Raw genomic sequence first — 16964 nt, 5'->3', positions numbered from 1 at the left:
TCCGATCTCTCCAGGCGCCTGGGCCAGGGCGTGCCGTTCCACAGTTCCCAGAGAGCCTCTTCGGCGGTGCCGCCCGCGGTCAGCTTCTCGCGCGCCGTGGCGAGGAGTTCCCCCAGGCGCCGTGCCCCGCGCGCGTACGCCGGGTCGTGCAGGGCGAGCCGCTCGGGCTCCGCCAGGGCGCGGGCCAGCAGTTCGTCGGAGGGCGGCGGCAGCGGGTTGCCCGCGGCGCGCTCCTCCTCGCGCAGGGCGCGGCCAAGACGCCGCAGGTCGGCCGCGTCCATGCCGGCGAGCGGCGAGGCCAGCAGCGTGAGGGCGGTCTCCGTGTCGAGCCGGAAGGCGGTGCGGGAGGGTGGCTCGTCCTCGCAGCGCGGCTCGTCGTCCGTGGACCGGCCTTCGACCGTCGTGCGCGCGACCGCCTTGAGCGCGGTCAGCAGCGGTGCGACCGCCGGTTCGTGGCGCAGCGGCAGATCGTCGCCGTCTATGTCCAGGGGCACTCCGGCGGCGGTGAGGGCCCGCCGCACCGCCGGGATGCCGCGGCTGCCCGCGCGCACCAGGACGGCCATCTCGCCCCAGGCGATGCCGTCCTCCAGATGCGCGCGGCGCAGGATGTCCGCGATGTTGTCCAGTTCCGCGCCGGACGTCGGGTACGTGTACACCTCGGCCCTGCCGCCGTCGCGTACGGGAGCGAGCTCACGGTGGGCCCGTACCTTGGCGGCGGGCAGCCGGTTCAGCGGCATCCGCTGTGTGATGCGGCGGGTGGCGTCCAGGAGCGCCGCGCCGGACCGTCTGGACGTGGTGAGCACCTCGACCGGTGCGGGCGTGCCGTCCGCGCGCGGGAAGGCGTCAGGGAACTCCAGGATGCCGTTCACATCGGCGCCGCGGAACGCGTAGATCGACTGGTCCGGGTCGCCGAAGGCGACCAGGGTGCGTCCGCCGCCCGCGAGCGCGCGCAGCAGCCGCACCTGGGCCGGGTCGGTGTCCTGGTACTCGTCGACGAACACGGCGTCGTACTGCGCGGCGAGCCGGTCGGCGACCTCCGGGCGGCGGGCGAGCAGCACCGCGCGGTGCACCAGTTCCGCGTAGTCGAGCACACCCTGCATGTCGAGGACGTCCAGATACTCGGCCAGGAAGGTGGCCGCGGCACGCCAGTCCGGGCGGCCGGTGCGGCGGGCGAAGGAGTCGAGCGCAGCGGGCCCGAGGCCCAGTTCGCGGCTGCGGGCGAGGACCGCGCGGACCTCGTCGGCGAAACCGCGCGTGGTCAGGCAGGCGCGCAGTTCGTCGGGCCATCGCACATGGGCGAGCCCGGCCTGCTCGAGACCGGCCTGCCCGGCGAGCAGTTCACGCACCGCGACGTCCTGCTCCGGCCCCGACAGCAGGCGCAGCGGCTCCACGAACAGGTCCGTGTCCTGGTGAGCCCGCACGAGGGCGTAGCAGAACGAGTGGAACGTCGTCGCCTGGGGGACACGCGCGGCGCCCGCACGCAGCGCCATGCGGTCCCGCAGTTCGACGGCGGCCTTCCGGCTGAAGGTCAGGACGAGGATCCGCTCAGGGGCGGCGCCCTGTGCGATGCGGGCGCGGACCGACTCGACGAGCGTCGTGGACTTGCCCGTGCCGGGACCGGCCAGGACGAGCAGCGGGCCGTGGCCGTGGTCAACCACGGCGCGCTGCGATGCGTCCAGACGAGGGGGATCCACCCGGACCGGCGGGGTGCGAACCAGCCGGTACGCACCCGGGACTCCCTGTCGGTCCTGGTGGTGCGACAGGTGCCGGGAAGTCGAGGTGGAACTCACGTGGATCTCTGGTCCTGGTGGGTGTGCTGGTGATCGAAGCGCCGTCCGCGCGGGGCGGTGAACGCGGGGCGAGGGAGGTGTCCGTCATCGGCCGTGCCGTCGACGCTACGCCGTCGAGTGTGGCGCACACCGGGCTTCGGGGCTTTCGTCCTGGGTACGGACGGCCCGGGTGTGCTCAGTGTCACGAACGACCCCGTCCGGGGCGTGGCGCCGCTCACGCCGCGCGTCCCCCGTACGGGCCACTGACGCGCCGCCCGCGCGCGCGATGGCCGAAGCTGTCAGGTGTGAGCTTCCGTAGGTGCCCGGCCGTCCCATCGCGCGCGCTTCATGTCGAGGCGCGGAAGATGGCCGTCGGAGGCGCGCGAGGCGTCGCGCAGCGGTGTGTTCTCCTCACGGTAGTGCGCCAGCGCGCGCAGTTCGTGGCCGGGCAGCAGAGCCCCGTCCGCGCGCACCACGCGCCACCACGGCACCGCTCCCCCGTACAGGGCCATCACCCGCCCCACCTGGCGCGGTCCTCCTTCCTGCAGCCACTCCGCGACGTCGCCGTACGTCATGACCCGTCCACGCGGGATCAGCTCGGTGACCTCGAGCACCCGCTCGGCGTAGTCGGGCAGCTCTGCCTCGGGCTCGCTCTCCTTACTCATCCGGACCATCCTGCCGCACACCACCGACACCCCTACGGCGCTTGTGGAAAACGGCCTGGGCGGGCGCGCGGGCGGGCGCGCGACGACGACGTCACGCTCCGCAAATGCACCCTGATGCCCCTCTATCGCGGCGGGGCATGCCACCATCGTGCGGGCGGTGACTGGTGATACGAGATCAAGAAGAGACCACGGAGCAGGAGAGCGTGCACCCGGACAAGACTGAGGGCACGTCTGCCACACCGCCGAGCCCTGGGGACGACGAGTCCCGCAAGGCGGCGGAGACGAAGCATGAGGAGCCACTGCACGACCCGGACAGCGTCGACGTGGCCGCCCACCCGGACCAGGTCGACGGCGACGAGCCGCTGCTGCCCGCGCGCGTGCACCGCCCCTCGGATCTCATGCGTCTGCTGGTGGGGCTGCTCGCGATCGCCGTCCTCCTCGCCATCGCGGCGTTCGCCCACGCGACGACCTCCGGCTTCGCCCAGGACATCAACAAGGGCACCGGTCAGGCGCCCGACCTGCTGACCAAGTTCGCCGGACTCGCGTCGAGCATCGCCATCCTGCTCGTGCCGGTCGCCTTCGCCATCGAGCGGCTCATCAAGCGCGACGGGCTGCGCATCGCCGACGGCGTTCTCGCCGCGGTGCTGGCGCACGGGGTGACCCTCGCGACGGACCTGTGGGTCGCCAAGGCGGCGCCCGCCTCCATCCAGGACGCGCTCACCAAGGTGTCGCCCGGCGACATCCACGCGCTGACCGACCCGGTGCACGGCTATCTGGCACCGGTCATCGCGTACATGACCGCCGTCGGCATGTCCCGGCGGCCGCGGTGGCGCGTGGTGCTGTGGGTGGTACTGCTGCTCGACGCGTTCGCGATGCTGGTCGCGGGCTACACGACACCGTTCTCGATCATCCTGACCATCCTCATCGGCTGGACGGTCGCCTACGGCACGCTGTACGCGGTCGGCTCGCCCAATGTGCGGCCCACCGGGCAGACGCTCCTGGCGGGCCTGCGGCACGTCGGCTTCCACCCCGTCAGCGCCTCGCGCGAAGAGGCCCACGAGGGCCCGACGGAGAACGGTGACCGGGGCCGGCGCTACTTCGTCACCCTGGAGGACGGCCCGCCGCTCGACGTCACCGTCGTCGACCGGGAGCAGCAGGCCCAGGGGTTCTTCTACCGCGTGTGGCGCCGCCTGACGCTGCGCGGCATCACTCAGCGCCGCAGCCTCCAGTCGCTGCGCCAGGCCCTCGAGCAGGAGGCACTGCTCGCGTACGCGGCCATCGCTGCCGGGGCGAACGCGCCGAAGCTGATCGCCACCTCGGAGCTGGGACCCGACGCCGTGATGCTCGTGTACGAGCACATCGGTGGCCGCTCCCTGGACGCGCTGCCCGACGAGGAGATCACCGACGAACTGCTGCACGAGACCTGGCGGCAGATCCTGGCGTTGCAGTCCCGGCGGATCGCCCATCGGCGGCTGGCCGGCGACGCGATCGTGGTGGATCGTTCCGGCACCGTGTACCTGACGGACCTGCGGGGCGGGGAGATCGCCGCGGGCGACCTGGTGCTGCGGATGGACATCGCGCAGATGCTGGCGACCCTCGGGCTGCGTGTGGGCGCCGAGCGGGCCGTGGCTTCCGCCGTCGGAGTGCTCGGTCCCGACGCGGTCGCCGACTGTCTGCCCTTGCTGCAGCCGATCGCCCTCACACGCGCCACCAGGGGGACGCTGCGCAAGCTCGCGAGAGAACGCGCCCAGCGCGAGCGCCAAGCCGTCCTGGATGCCTCCGACCGGGCCAAGCGGGCGCGGCTCGCGGAGTCCGCCGCCACCGTCCGCGGTGAGCAGTCCGCGCGGGACGAGAAGAAGACGGAGAAGGCGGAGCGGCAGGCTGAGAAGCGGGCCCTTGACGAAGCCATGGAAGAGGCGCGCGAGGAGGATCTGCTCACCCAGATTCGCCACCAGGTGCTGCGTATCCGTCCGCAGGCGCCGGTCGAACCGGCCCGCCTGGAGCGCATCAGGCCGCGCACTCTGATCAGTTTCATCGCCGGAGCGTTGGGTGCGTACTTCCTGTTGTCGCAGCTCACCCACATCGACTTCGGCCAGATCGTCGGCGAGGCCCAGTGGGGGTGGGTCGGCCTCGCCGTACTGTTCTCCGCCTGCAGCTACGTCGCCGCCGCGATGAGCCTGCTCGGCTTCGTGCCCGAGCGTGTGCCGTTCCTTCGGACCGTCGCGGCGCAGGTCGCCGGGTCGTTCGTGAAGATCGTGGCTCCGGCCGCGGTCGGCGGCGTCGCGCTCAACACGAGGTTCCTTCAGCGTGCGGGGGTGCGGCCCGGGCTGGCGGTCGCGAGCGTCGGGGCCTCGCAGTTGTTCGGTCTGGGCAGTCACATCTTGTTGCTGCTGACCTTCGGTTACCTGACGGGGACCGAGAAGACGCCTTCCCTGTCCCCCTCCAGGACGGTCATCGCGGGCCTGCTGACGGTCGCCGTGCTCGCCCTTGTGGTGACGTCGATCCCGTTCCTGCGGAAATTCGTCGTCACACGTGTGCGCTCACTCTTCGCCGGTGTCGTCCCGCGCATGCTCGACGTGCTGCAGCGCCCCCGGAAGCTGGTCACCGGCATCGGCGGCATGCTGCTGCTGACCGCCTGCTTCGTGATGTGCCTGGACGCTTCTATCCGCGCCTTCGGCGACTCCACGACGGGGCTCAGTCTGGCGAGCGTCGCGGTCGTCTTCCTCGCGGGCAACGCGCTCGGTTCCGCCGCGCCGACCCCTGGCGGCGTGGGCGCTGTCGAGGCGACTCTGACGGTGGGCCTGATCGCGGTCGGTCTGCCCAAGGAGGTGGCGGCGCCCGCGGTGCTGCTCTACCGGCTGCTCACGCTGTGGCTTCCGGTGCTGCCCGGTTGGCTGTTCTTCAACCATCTCTCGCGTGAAGGCGCCCTCTGAGAGGGGCGCCGGGACGCACTTCTCCTCGTCGGCGGCTTTCCTCACCCGCACAGACCGCAGCCCGAGCGACGTGCCTCGGGTCACCGCAGGATGGACGCATGCCCAATCCGCCCCGGCCCCGCGCCGCTGCCCTGATCGCCACCGCCACCCTGCTGAGCGCGTCACTCGCGGCCTGCGGCAGCGACGCGCACCACGACGTGGATCTGCCGTCCCAGAAGCTGAGCTGGAAGGACTGCCCCGCGCCCGCAGAGTCGGAAGGTGGCGGCGACGCGCCCTCACCGCTGCCGGGCGGAGCGCAGTGGCAGTGCGCCACCATGAAGGCGCCGCTGGACTGGGACAAGCCCAAGGGCGACACCATCGGCATCGCCCTCATCCGTGCCAGGGCGAGCGGCCCCGAGAGCAAGCGCGTCGGCTCACTGATCTTCAACTTCGGCGGCCCGGGAGGCTCCGGAGTGACCAGCCTGCCCGCCTTCGCCTCCGACTACGCGAAACTACGGACCCGCTACGACCTGGTCAGCTTCGACCCGCGCGGGGTGGGCCGCAGCGCCGGCGTCAAGTGCGAGACCGATGATCAGCTCGACGACTACTTCCAGCAGGACGCGACGCCGGACGACGCGGCGGAGCGGAAGGAACTCGTCGACAACACCAAGACGTTCAACACGGCCTGCGAGAAGAACTCGGGCAAGGTACTGCCCCACGTCCGCACGACCGACGCGGCACGGGACATGGACCTGATGCGGCAGGTGCTCGGCGACGACAAGTTGCACTACTTCGGTATCTCGTACGGCACCGAACTCGGCGGCGTCTACGCGCATCTGTTCCCCAAGCACGTCGGTCGGGCCGTGTTCGACGGCGTCGTCGACCCCACCCAGGACTCGGAACAGAGCTCCCTGGGCCAGGCCAAGGGATTCCAGCTCGCTCTCGACAACTACGCCAAGGACTGTACGTCGAAGGCCGAGGAGTGCCCGGTCGGCAGCACACCCCAGGAGGTCAAGGACAAGATCGCCAAGCTGCTCAAGGACCTGGACTCCGACCCCATCCCCGGCGTCTTCCCCCGCGATCTGACGCAGACGGCGGCAACCAACGGGATCGCCCAGTCCCTTTACTCGAAGGACTTCTGGCAGTACCTGACCGAGGGCCTGCAACAGGCGTACGAAGGGGACGGCAAGATCCTCATGATGCTGTCCGACTCGATGAACGGCCGGAACGACGACGGCAGGTACAGCAACATCCAGGCAGCCAACGTGGCCATCAACTGCGCCGACGACAAGCCCCGCTACACGGTCAAGGACATCGAGGAGAAACTGCCCGAGTTCCGCTCGGCCTCTCCGCTGTTCGGCGACTACCTGGCCTGGGGCATGATCGGCTGTACCGACTGGGCCGTCGACGGCGCCTTCGACCATCCGGACGTCAGCGCGCCCGGATCGGCACCGATCCTCGTGGTCGGCAACACGGGGGACCCGGCGACGCCCTACGAGGGCGCCCGGAAGATGGTCGAAGCGCTCGGCAGGGGTGTGGGTGTCGAGCTGACGTACAAGGGCCAGGGACACGGGGCGTACGACAGCGACAGCGCGTGTGTGCACCGGACCGTGAACGCCTACCTCCTCGACGGGACGGTCCCGAAAGAGGGAACGGTCTGTTCGTGAGCGTCGGGTTTTCCACAGGCTGAAATCGATGTCGGGCGGGCCTCCTACGATGGCCTGACTGTCCTTCGAGCGAGGACGGCCGAGGGGGGAGGTGCCCATGGCGGCACAGAAGAGGCGCGCCCGCGCAGGCGCGCATGTACACACACGGACACACCCGGTGCGCGGGGCCCGTGCGGTCGCGCGGGCGACCGCCGCCCTGCTCGCGACTGCGCTGATCGCGGGGTGCGGCAGTGCGGGCGACGGACGCGGCGGGCAGCACGAAGAGAAGCCGCCGTCACCGGCTACGCACGCATCACGACCGGCGCCGTCGACGTCGGCGACCGCCGGCTCCGGCGCGACAGCGCTGCCGGCGCTGCCCGCCTCGCTGACCGGCCAGCACCTCGACTGGCACCGGTGCGCCGCCCATGGCGACGCGCCCGCGCCGGGTGCCGACTGGCGGTGCGCGACGCTGAAAGTACCGCTCGACTATGCGAAGCCGGACGGCCGCACGATCAAAGTGGCTCTCGTCCGTGCCCGGTCGAGCGGCAGCAGGGCGGAGCGCATCGGTTCCCTGCTGTTCAACTTCGGTGGCCCCGGCGGCTCGGGAGTCGACCTGCTGCCGGCCTTCGCCCCGCAGTACACGAAGCTGAGGCTCCGCTACGACCTGGTCAGTTTCGACCCGCGCGGGGTCGCGCGGAGCGAAGGCGTGCACTGCCGCGACGACAAGCAGACACAGGCCGCCGAGTCCGTGGACGTCACACCGGACACACCCGCGGAAGAGGCGGCCTACTTCAAGGACGCGGCCGACTTCGCCAAGCAGTGCCGGAAGCACACCGGCTCGCTCCTCGGCCACGTGTCCACGACCGAGGCGGCCCGGGACCTGGACCTGATGCGCCAGGTACTCGGCGACAGGAAACTCCACTACATGGGCTTCTCGTACGGCACGGAACTCGGCGGGGTCTATGCCCATTTGTTCCCCGACAAGGTCGGCCGGCTCACCCTGGACGCGGTCGTCGACCCGACTGTCGGAGGCGTCGGCGAGTCCGAGAACCAGGCACGCGGCTTTCAGCGGGCTCTCGACGACTATCTGAAGTCGCGCGGCAAGGACCCGGCGAAGGGATCGCGGGAAATCGCGGCCCTGCTGAAACGCCTGGACGCGAAGCCGCTGCCCACGGCGAGCGGGCGCGAGCTCAACGAGTCGCTGGCGACCACCGGGATCGCGCTCCCGCTGTACAGCAAAGGCAACTGGCCCGCACTGACCCGGGCCCTGCGCCAGGCCGAGGGCGGCGACGGCACAGGGTTGCTCGCGCTGGCCGACGCATACAACGACCGTGACGCGAAGGGACATTACGGCACCGAGAGCCAGTCCCAGCGTGCGATCTCCTGCCTCGACGACAAGGCCCGGCCCACCGCCGCTCAGGCGAAGCGGCTACTGGCGACGTTCCGAAGGATCTCGCCGGTCTTCGGGCCGTCCATGGCCTGGGACACCGCGGGCTGGTGTCACGACTGGCCGGTGCCGGGCCAGTGGAAAGACCCCGACGTCAGCGCCCCCGGCTCCGCACCGGTGCTACTGGTGGGGAACACGGGCGATCCCGCGACACCGTACGAGGGCGCACGGCGGATGGCCGACGAGCTGGGCAAGGGCGTCGGAGTGGAGCTGACGTGGAAGGGCGAGGGCCACGGGGCGTACGGCTCGGGCAGTTCCTGCGTCGACTCCACGGTGAACGCGTACCTGCTGGAGGGCCGAATACCGCACGACGGCACCGTGTGCGACTGAGCCCCGACGCTCCCTGCGCACAGCAGGCTCCCGGCACGCGGGACGGGCCCCGCGCTCATCGCGCGAGGCCCGTCCGGAAGCGGTGGGGCGTAGGCGGAGGTCAGTAGACCGGCTTCTCCGGCTCGATCTGGTTGACCCAGCCGATCACGCCGCCGCCGACGTGCACGGCGTCCGCGAAACCCGCGGACTTGAGCACGGCCAGGACTTCCGCACTGCGGACACCCGTCTTGCAATGCAAGACGATCTTCTTGTCCTGCGGCATGCCCTGCAGGGCGGCGCCCATGAGGAACTCGTTCTTGGGGATCAGCTTGGCGCCCGGGATGGAGACGATCTCGTACTCGTTCGGCTCGCGGACGTCGATGATCTCGATGTTCTCACCGTCGTCGATCCACTCCTTGAGCTGCTTCGGAGTGATCGTCGAACCGGCGGCCGCCTCCTGCGCCTCGTCGGACACGACGCCGCAGAAGGCCTCGTAGTCGATGAGCTCGGTGACGGTGGGGTTCTCGCCGCAGACCGCGCAGTTGGGGTCCTTGCGGACCTTGACCTGGCGGTACTGCATCTCAAGGGCGTCGTAGATCATCAGGCGGCCGACCAGCGGATCGCCGACGCCCGCCAGGACCTTGATCGCCTCGGTGACCTGGATGGAGCCGATGGACGCGCAGAGCACGCCCAGGACGCCGCCCTCGGCGCAGGACGGGACCATGCCGGGGGGCGGCGGCTCCGGGTAGAGGCAGCGGTAGCACGGGCCGTGCTCGGACCAGAAGACCGAGGCCTGGCCGTCGAAGCGGTAGATGGAACCCCAGACGTAGGGCTTGTTGAGCAGGACGCACGCGTCGTTGACGAGGTAGCGCGTCGCGAAGTTGTCCGTGCCGTCGACGATCAGGTCGTACTGGCTGAACAGGTCCATCACGTTGTCGGCCTCAAGCCGCTCCTCGTGAAGGATCACGTTCACGTACGGGTTGATGCCGAGGACCGAGTCCTTCGCGGACTCCGCCTTGGAGCGGCCGATGTCGGCCTGGCTGTGGATGATCTGGCGCTGGAGGTTCGACTCGTCGACCTCGTCGAACTCGACGATGCCGAGCGTGCCCACACCGGCCGCGGCCAGGTACATCAGGGCCGGCGACCCGAGGCCACCGGCGCCGACACAGAGCACCTTGGCGTTCTTCAGCCTCTTCTGCCCGTCCATCCCGACATCCGGGATGATCAGGTGGCGGGAGTACCTGCGGACCTCGTCTACGGTGAGCTCAGCAGCTGGCTCGACCAGGGGTGGCAGCGACACGGAGACCTCATTAATGCAGCTGGTCGGTATCTACGTACGGTTGTTCCGTCTGTAACACTGCCACGCGCTTCTTCATTCCGAGACACCTGGTCCGATGCGCGAGACGATTTCGTCCCAGTACCCGGGCATCGCCTCCCAGGGGTCGTCCGCGCCGCCCCGGTCGATGCGGTCGGTGAAGAAGATCGTGCCGGCGCCCTGCCAGCGCGCGATGCGCAGCGCCTCCTCGAGGTGGCCGCGGGGCATGCCGTGGACAAAGTGGCAGAACCGGTCGGGCGGGTAGTCGGCCGTCCACTCCGCGACCTGGGACCAGCGGTAGTCGCTCCAGGGGCCGCGGAAGGTCACCAACTGGTCGGCGGTCTCGGCGAAACCAGGATACGGGTGGGTGCCGTGGCCGAGCACGATGTAGGCGTCGTCGACGAGGGCGCGCAGAGTCGTGACGGCCCTCCTGACCTCGGGAAGCGCGACACGTTCGGCGGGGCAGCGGGCGAGGTGGAAACCGTCGACCTGGTACCAGTCGAGGAAGCGGTGGGCGTCGGAGACGAGTTCCCCGAAGGAGCGGGCGCCGTACCGCATGTCCAAGTGACCAAGGACACGTCCGCCTGTCGCCCGGCCGGTGCCGGGGAAGCGGTCCGCCGAGGCGGTGACGGAGTTCCGGAGCCGTCCCGTGGCTTGCAGACAGTGTGGGTCGGGGCGGGCGCCGGGACCGTTGGCGACGTTGAGGACGACCCAGTCCAGGGGGATGTCGGGGCGGGCGAGCTCGGCCCACTCGGCGGGTGCGACGAGGGGGTGGGCGAAGCCGGGGACGCCGAAGCCGATGTGCGCTCCGGCGGTCGACTGCCCGGACACGGTGGGGGTCAGATACGACATGCCGCCTCCATCCAGATGTCGGCGAGGGACTCCTCGAGGTTGATGCGGGGGCGCCAGCCGAGGCGGTCGCGGGCCGTGCGCACGTCGGCCTGCTGCCAGCTGCCGCAGCCGTCCGGGTACGGGTACGCGACCGGTGAGCCGTGCATCCCGTGGTCGGAGTCGCCGCGGGGGTGGCCGACGGTGGAGCGGAGCGGTCCAGGTGGTGCGTCGAGTTCGTGGAGGGCGCCGCCGAAGCCCGCGACGCGGGCGAGTACGCCGGCGGCGTCGCGCAGCCGTACGGCGCGCCCGGAGCCGATGTTGATGACGCCCTGCGCGGCGGACAGGGAGGCGGCGTGCACGGCGCGGGCGATGTCTCGCACGTCGACGAAGTCGCGTTGCGCGCCCAGGCCGCCGAGCTTCAGTTCACCGTCGCCGGACTGCATGGCCCGGCGCATGGCTTCGGCGAGACGGCCGAGGGGTGATCCGGCGGGGGTGCCAGGTCCGGCGGGCGAGAAGACGCGGAGCACGACCGCGTCGAGGCCGGAGCCGAGGACGAGTTCGGTGGCGGCGAGCTTGCTGACGCCGTACGGGCCGCCGGGGCGCGGCACCGCGTCCTCCGCGGTGGACGATCCCGGCTGCGAGGGACCGTATTCGGCGCCGCAGCCGATCTGGACGAGGCGGGCGCCGCAGCCGCTGCGCCGCAGGGCCTCGCAGACGGTGGCCACGGCGACGGTGTTGTGCCGGGTGAGCTCGCGCGCGCCACCGCGGGTGGCACCGGCGCAGTTGATGACCACGCCGGGGTGCACGGCGTCCAGGAAGCGGGTGAGCGCGCCCGGGCTGCCGCTGGCGAGGTCGAAGCGGACGTCGGCGTCGTCGCCCCGGCCCAGCGCGGTGAGCTGCGTGGCTGGGTCGGCGAGGAGGCGGTCGGCGACGAAGCGGCCGAGGTATCCGTTGGCTCCGATCAGCAGGACTCTCATCGGACACCTCCCGGGGTTCGCATGCCGCGCCGCGTGTGCCGTGCGCACCGGTCGCGGGTGTCGCGCTGCCCATGAGGCCCGGAGTATCCGGCGTGTCCGGCGCCTCCGGGAGGAGGGGTGGTCATCTGGCGGTCTCCTTAAAGGTGTTCCCGTAGATCGTCGAGTGGGTCCGCGGTGTCGGCCCCGCGGCAGAGGGATGGTGTCGGTCAGGGGGCGAGCGGTGGGCGAGGCCGGGCTGAGGGCGCGTGCGCTGTGCTGGGGGCGGTCACGCTGTGCCGCCGAGTGGGTCCTCGGTGCTCGCGTGGGCGGAGGCCCGGGTCAGTGTGCGGAGGGCGTGGATCAGCAGCGCGATCGCCGCGAGGAAGCAGGCCGTGCCGGGTACGACGTCCGGGCCGACGGCGTCGACGGCTGTCTCGACCGGCACGCCCAGGGCGTCGCAGCCGGGCAGCCGGGCGGCGAAGACGGTGGCGACGGCCAGCGTCTCGACGGCGGTGGCCGCGCCGAGCACGACGGCCGGGGCGTGGGTGCGGCCGTGCGCGACGAGGAGTCGGGCGAGCAGGAGAAGCACGCCCAGACAGGCCGCGCCCGCGTAGTCGACGCTCTGGCCGAGCACGGCTCCGCACAGGCCGAGCAGCAGGGCCAGGACGACGGCGTACAGGATGACGGCGCCGAGCAGCAGCGGTCGCACGGATGCCGCGAACTCGGCCAGGCCCCGGCTGGCGGCCAGTCGGCGTCGGGCTCCCGCCATGAAGAGGTGCGCGCACCACGCTGCCGGGGCCACGGAGACGCAGAGCGCGAGGAGGGGGGCGGTGTCGGCGGGCCAGGTCGTGTCGGGTCCGCCCGCGAGGGCGGCGTTGAGCAGGCCGTCGCCGAGCGCCGCGTAGGCGAGCAGGCAGCAGACCCACAACCGGGTCGAAGGGAACGACGGGCCGTCTCCCGCGCGCAGCGGGCCGAGCCGCAGGGCCAGGCGCAGGGCCACGGCGACGACGAGCGCGCCGATCGCGGTGACGGCGAGGCGCGCGGCGGTGTTCGGGGCGTGTGTGCTGCTCGTGCCGTGGTGCACCACGCCGGGCATCGCGTTCAGCACGAGCAGGAGGAGTGCGCAGGCGGCGCCTGGGAGCAGTGTGAGTCCGGCCCATGCGCCGCGCGCTCCGTGGGGTGTCGGGGGATCGACGTCCGGTGGGGTCTCGGGGGCGCCGCCCCTCGGCACGCGCGCGTACATCTCCTCGGCGAGCGAGAAGACGTCCCGGTGGCGGTAGCGGGCGGCCGTCCTGTCGGTCACGCCGTGGGCTTCGAGCGCGGCGGCGATCTCCAGCGGGTCGACGGCGCGCTCGCACAGTTCCCGATGGCGGTGCATCAGCACCTTGACCGGGTCGGCACCCGAGCGGCGTTGAGGCCGTCGAGAGCTCTCATCGCGCCCCGTGGCCGCGCCGCCGCGGTCGCCTGGACCGGCCCGGTCGGGCTGGTCGGGGCGGTCGGGCTGGTCGGGGCGGTCGGGCTGGTCGGGGCCGAAAGGGCGTACGCCGGAGCTCACGGCCGTGCCGTCGGGCTGCCGTGTTCCGGGTTCGGTCCGGACGGCGGCCGCCGCGGTGTCGGCGCCGCGCCCCCCGGCTGCTGCTCGGGCAGGGCCCGGGGCGGAGTCGATGTCGGCGTCGGCGTCGGCGTCGGAGTCGGTGTCGGAGTCGATGTCGGCGTCGGCGTCGGAGTCGGAGTCGGAGTCGGTGTCGGCGACGGAGTCGGTGTCGGCGACGTGTGTGTCTGGGTTCGTGGCGTCGCCGCGTCCGTGCCCGTTTCTGTCTCTGTTTCCGACGCCGCCGCCCTTGTCTTCGCCTTCGGCGCCTCCCCCGACTCCGGCGAGGGTGTCGTCGGCCGGGGCCGCAGGTGGTGGGGACGCATGGTCCCGGCGGGGCGTGGTCTCGGCTCGCCAGGCGTTCGCGTCCTGCAGCAGTTCACCCGCGGAGGCGTCGCGTTCGGCCGCGACCGGTGTGGCGAGGGCTTCCTCCGCCCCGGTCCCCCACGCTCCGGCGCTCACCGGGACGCGGGGCAGGTCCGTGCCCACTCCGGGGTCCGTGCCCGCTCCGGTGTCGTTGCCCACGCCTGTGTCGTCGTACTTGGTTCGCTCTGTCATACGTCGGCCTCCCCGCCGCCGTGTGCCGCACCCGCCAGCTGGCCCCGGGGGCCGTCCCCGTCGGCCGCGTGGGCGGTAGGTGCGGTGTCCGTTCGCAGAGCCCAGGCGGGGGCGCCCGCGCCGAGGGAGCCGCCGGGGAGCCGGGGGCCGCCGACGGCGCTCGGGGCCCGGCGGGCCGTCCAGCGGCCGCGCACATGGGCCTCGGGCGGCCGGGCGAACGGGACGGGGGCGTCCTCGTCACTGACGGCGTCCCTGGGGACCGGGCAGTGCGAGACGATCTCGAGGTAGATGGCGCGGAACGCCGCGATGTTCTGTTCGACCGTGAAGAGTTCGAGGGCCCGCGCACGCGCCGCCGCGCCGAGCCGTTCGCGGCGCTCGGAGTCGCGCAGCAGCGCCACACACGCCTCCGCGAGCGCGCGCGGGTTGCGTGGCGGGACGACGAGGCCGGTGCCGCCGATCACCTCGACGACGGCACCGACGTCGGTGGACACGGTCGCGCGCCCGCACAGCATGGCCTCGGCCAGGGTGACCGGAAACCCTTCGGCGACGCTCGACAGGACGACGACGCCGGCGGAGCCGTAGGCGTCCGCGAGGTCAGGGGCCTCTGGACTGCCGAGTTCCTCGAAGGAGACGGGGTTCTCGCCGACTGCGTGGATCCCGGCGGCCTCGTCGGGGAAGAGCTGGGCGGCCAGCGCCTTGCAGTGGCCGAGGTAGGCGTGCGCCTCGGCCTCGCCGTCCTCGTCGTCCGACGCGCGCGTACCGATGATCCGCAGCCGTGCCGTCGGCTCCTCCTTGCGGATCTCGGCGAACGCGTGCAGCAGGGAGATGAGGTCTTTGGAGGGGGCGATGTGCCCCACCCAGACCAGCGTGTCCGGTGCTCCGGGCTCCTCCCGTTCGCCGATCTCGGCGAACGGCGCGGACTCCATGCCGGGGTGGACCGTGCGCAGCTTGGCGCGGTCGGCGCCGCACCGCTCCTGCCAGCGCCTGGCGTGCGCGTTGCCGGGGGTGATGACGGCGGCCTGCCGGTAGACCTCGGTGGCGAGCCGACCGTGGAAGGCGCCGAGCAGCGCGCGTACCGGCGTGCTCAACTCGGCGTCACCCGCGGCGATGTAGCTGGCCCTGAGCCGTACCCCGTACTCGGTGACGAGCAGCGGGACGCCGTAGAACCGCTTGGCGACCAGTCCGGGCAGGGCCGCCGCACCGCCGGACGTCGCGTGGCACAGGTCCACGGCACCGAGTCCGGCCCCGTCGGAGTCGGGGGATGTGTCCGCGTACCAGTCGAGGGAGAGCGGGCGCAGGGCGCGTTCGACGTGCGCGGCGAAGGCCAGCAGGTCGGGGACGCGGGCGGCACGGGCGGTGCGGAGGGCGCCGGGCGCGCGGCAGGCGCGTTCCAGCATGCGCACGGCGGACTCGGAGCGCAGTACGGGGCCCAGGGGGCCCTCGTCCCGGGCGAGTTCGGCGAGCCCGTAGAGCGCGGTGGCGAAACGGTCCGCCTCGTTCGTGGCGCCGTCCGCGACGCCGTCCCCGGAGCGTGTGACGTCCCCGGAAACCGTGACGCTTGCGGAGCCCGCGGCGCCGTCGGCACCGCCGCCGCAGACAACGGCCGTCGCCAACCGCTCGTACAGCTCGGTGAAGCGGCGCCGGGCCCGGCGGCCGTAGCCACCGCGCACCGTTTCCTCGCCGCGCGTCCACATCGGCGCGGTCCGCACCCGACGGACGTGCGGGGGCAGCGCGCCCCAGCCCGTGTCCTCCTGCTCCTGGCTGCGGCTGAGCGCGTAGACGTCGAACTCGTGCTGCTCGAGCCCGCGCACGAGCCGGTCGCACCAGGGCCAGGACTCACCGCTCACAAACGGGTATCCACCCTCGGTCAGCAGTCCGATGCGCACGCGTACACCCCCGATCTCGCATATCCCGTATCTCCCGTGTGGGGAGCCGCCGTTGGTTCGGCGGCTCGCAGCGGGACGAACGTATGTGGACATGCCGGTGGCGTGATGGACGGTTGTCCATCACGCCACCAAAAGGGGTGAACGGGCGTAACTTTCCCGTACGTGCGACGTTTGGTCGCGCTATGCGTTCACCGCGCTACAATACGCAACTCAACGTCAACCCTTGGGGTACACCCAGGGGTTGGGGCGGCATGTGATGCCGTTGTAGGTGAGGAACTTGGTCTGCTGCTGCATGACCGGCGCCAGTTGGCCGTTCCTCGAACAGAGCACATGGTTGTACCCGAGCCGGTGGCCGACCTCGTGGTTGATGAGCATCTGCCGGTACGGCTCGATGGACTTGTCGCCGAGCACGTCGTCGTACGTCTTGGAGCCCTGCGCCCAGCGGTAGGCGTTGATCATCACGCGGTCGGTGGCGGCCGAGTCGCAGGAGACGTTCTCCCCGCCGGTGTCGAGCCCGGACTTCTTGCACCAGGCGGCGGTGGTTCCCGGGCTCGCCAGGGTGATCACGAAGTCCGGCTTGCCCGAGGAGATCCGTTCGAAGGTGCGGGCACCGTCGTGGGACCAACTGCGGTTGTCGTTCAGGGTCTTCTGCACGGCCTGAGCGAACAGTTCGCCGTCGAGCCCGATGCCCTTCTCCACGTCGACCCGGTAGCGGTACTTCTTGCCCGTGCCCGGCGCCTTGTCGAAGCCCGGCACCGTCTCGAACTTCCCCGATGCCTGCAGCCTCGGATCGAAGGCGACCTTCTCGCTCATCTTCTGTTCGTACGTCAGAGGCGTGGGCGACGGCTTCGCCGACGAGGTGGCACGGCCGCCTTGGGTGCGGGCGCCCTCGGTCGCCCCCGCCTTCGCGTCGCGCGACGCGTGCCCGTGGCGGTCGGCGACCTGCCCCGCGACCACGACGGCTAGCACGGTGACGACGGCCGCGGCGGCGACCCCCGTGAACGTCGCGCCCTTGCCACGCCTGCCCGCGCCGCGGCCGCCGGCCGGCCGTCCGCCGCCAAGCTCGTCCTCGTCGCCAC

Annotated in this window: 11 protein-coding genes; 3 read left to right on the top strand and 8 right to left on the bottom strand. The window is 71.7% G+C overall.

Annotation, left to right across the window (positions count from 1 at the left end; all coding sequences use genetic code 11):
* On the bottom strand, window positions 1-1790 hold a 1790-nt coding region (locus tag OFY01_RS05790; RefSeq protein ID WP_266596951.1), incomplete at its 3' end, for an ATP-dependent helicase.
* A gap of 278 nt (window positions 1791-2068) precedes the next feature.
* On the bottom strand, window positions 2069-2434 hold the full coding sequence (locus OFY01_RS05785) for an MGMT family protein (protein ID WP_323135481.1): 366 nt from the start codon (window positions 2432-2434) through the stop codon (window positions 2069-2071).
* A gap of 203 nt (window positions 2435-2637) precedes the next feature.
* Here OFY01_RS05785 and OFY01_RS05780 point away from each other — a divergent pair, with 203 nt between their 5' ends.
* The 3 genes from OFY01_RS05780 (at window position 2638) to OFY01_RS05770 (ending at window position 8769) form a co-directional block, all read left to right on the top strand.
* A complete protein-coding gene (locus OFY01_RS05780) occupies window positions 2638-5367 on the top strand; it encodes a lysylphosphatidylglycerol synthase domain-containing protein (RefSeq protein WP_407700282.1) in 2730 nt (909 codons plus the stop codon).
* 98 nt (window positions 5368-5465) lie between these two features.
* A complete protein-coding gene (locus tag OFY01_RS05775) occupies window positions 5466-7013 on the top strand; it encodes an alpha/beta hydrolase (protein WP_266596945.1) in 1548 nt (515 codons plus the stop codon).
* Between the two features lie 157 nt (window positions 7014-7170).
* Window positions 7171-8769: an alpha/beta hydrolase gene (locus tag OFY01_RS05770; protein WP_266596944.1), complete on the top strand. Its 1599-nt coding sequence runs from the start codon at window positions 7171-7173 to the stop codon at window positions 8767-8769.
* Between the two features lie 100 nt (window positions 8770-8869).
* Here the strand turns inward: OFY01_RS05770 and moeZ are convergent, their stop codons facing one another.
* The 6 genes from moeZ to OFY01_RS05740 all read right to left on the bottom strand — a co-directional run.
* Window positions 8870-10048, bottom strand: coding sequence for an adenylyltransferase/sulfurtransferase MoeZ (gene moeZ / locus OFY01_RS05765; RefSeq protein ID WP_266596942.1), 1179 nt, complete (start codon window positions 10046-10048; stop codon window positions 8870-8872).
* Window positions 10049-10120: 72 nt separating this feature from the next.
* Entirely contained in the window at window positions 10121-10915 is a 795-nt protein-coding gene (locus OFY01_RS05760; RefSeq protein ID WP_266596940.1) for a spherulation-specific family 4 protein, read from the bottom strand.
* Entirely contained in the window at window positions 10903-11871 is a 969-nt protein-coding gene (locus OFY01_RS05755) for an NAD-dependent epimerase/dehydratase family protein (protein WP_266596938.1), read from the bottom strand. Before OFY01_RS05755 ends, OFY01_RS05760 begins: the two co-directional genes overlap by 13 nt.
* Before the next feature lie 265 nt (window positions 11872-12136).
* Window positions 12137-13999, bottom strand: coding sequence for a hypothetical protein (locus OFY01_RS05750; RefSeq protein WP_323135480.1), 1863 nt, complete (start codon window positions 13997-13999; stop codon window positions 12137-12139).
* Window positions 13996-15885 carry a DUF3492 domain-containing protein gene (locus OFY01_RS05745; RefSeq protein WP_266596936.1) on the bottom strand — a complete coding sequence of 630 codons (1890 nt, stop codon included), beginning with the start codon at window positions 15883-15885 and terminating at the stop codon, window positions 13996-13998. The genes OFY01_RS05750 and OFY01_RS05745 overlap by 4 nt, the downstream gene beginning before the upstream one ends.
* A gap of 216 nt (window positions 15886-16101) precedes the next feature.
* Window positions 16102-16964, bottom strand: an 863-nt coding sequence (locus tag OFY01_RS05740; RefSeq protein ID WP_266596934.1) for a DUF3152 domain-containing protein, incomplete at its 5' end; no start/stop codon positions are given.

This window comes from Streptomyces beihaiensis (assembly GCF_026274175.1).
GTDB lineage: Bacteria > Actinomycetota > Actinomycetes > Streptomycetales > Streptomycetaceae > Streptomyces > Streptomyces beihaiensis.
The sequence above is the reverse complement of the archived record's forward strand: the minus strand, read 5'-3'. Positions and strand labels throughout refer to the sequence as shown.

Coding starts and splice junctions, on each gene's coding strand:
- OFY01_RS05760 (WP_266596940.1), bottom strand. CDS start 10,915: ATGTCGTATCTGACCCCCACCGTGTCCGGGCAGTCGACCGCCGGAGCG.
- OFY01_RS05755 (WP_266596938.1), bottom strand. CDS start 11,871: ATGAGAGTCCTGCTGATCGGAGCCAACGGATACCTCGGCCGCTTCGTC.
- OFY01_RS05785 (WP_323135481.1), bottom strand. CDS start 2,434: ATGAGTAAGGAGAGCGAGCCCGAGGCAGAGCTGCCCGACTACGCCGAG.
- OFY01_RS05750 (WP_323135480.1), bottom strand. CDS start 13,999: ATGACAGAGCGAACCAAGTACGACGACACAGGCGTGGGCAACGACACC.
- OFY01_RS05775 (WP_266596945.1), top strand. CDS start 5,466: ATGCCCAATCCGCCCCGGCCCCGCGCCGCTGCCCTGATCGCCACCGCC.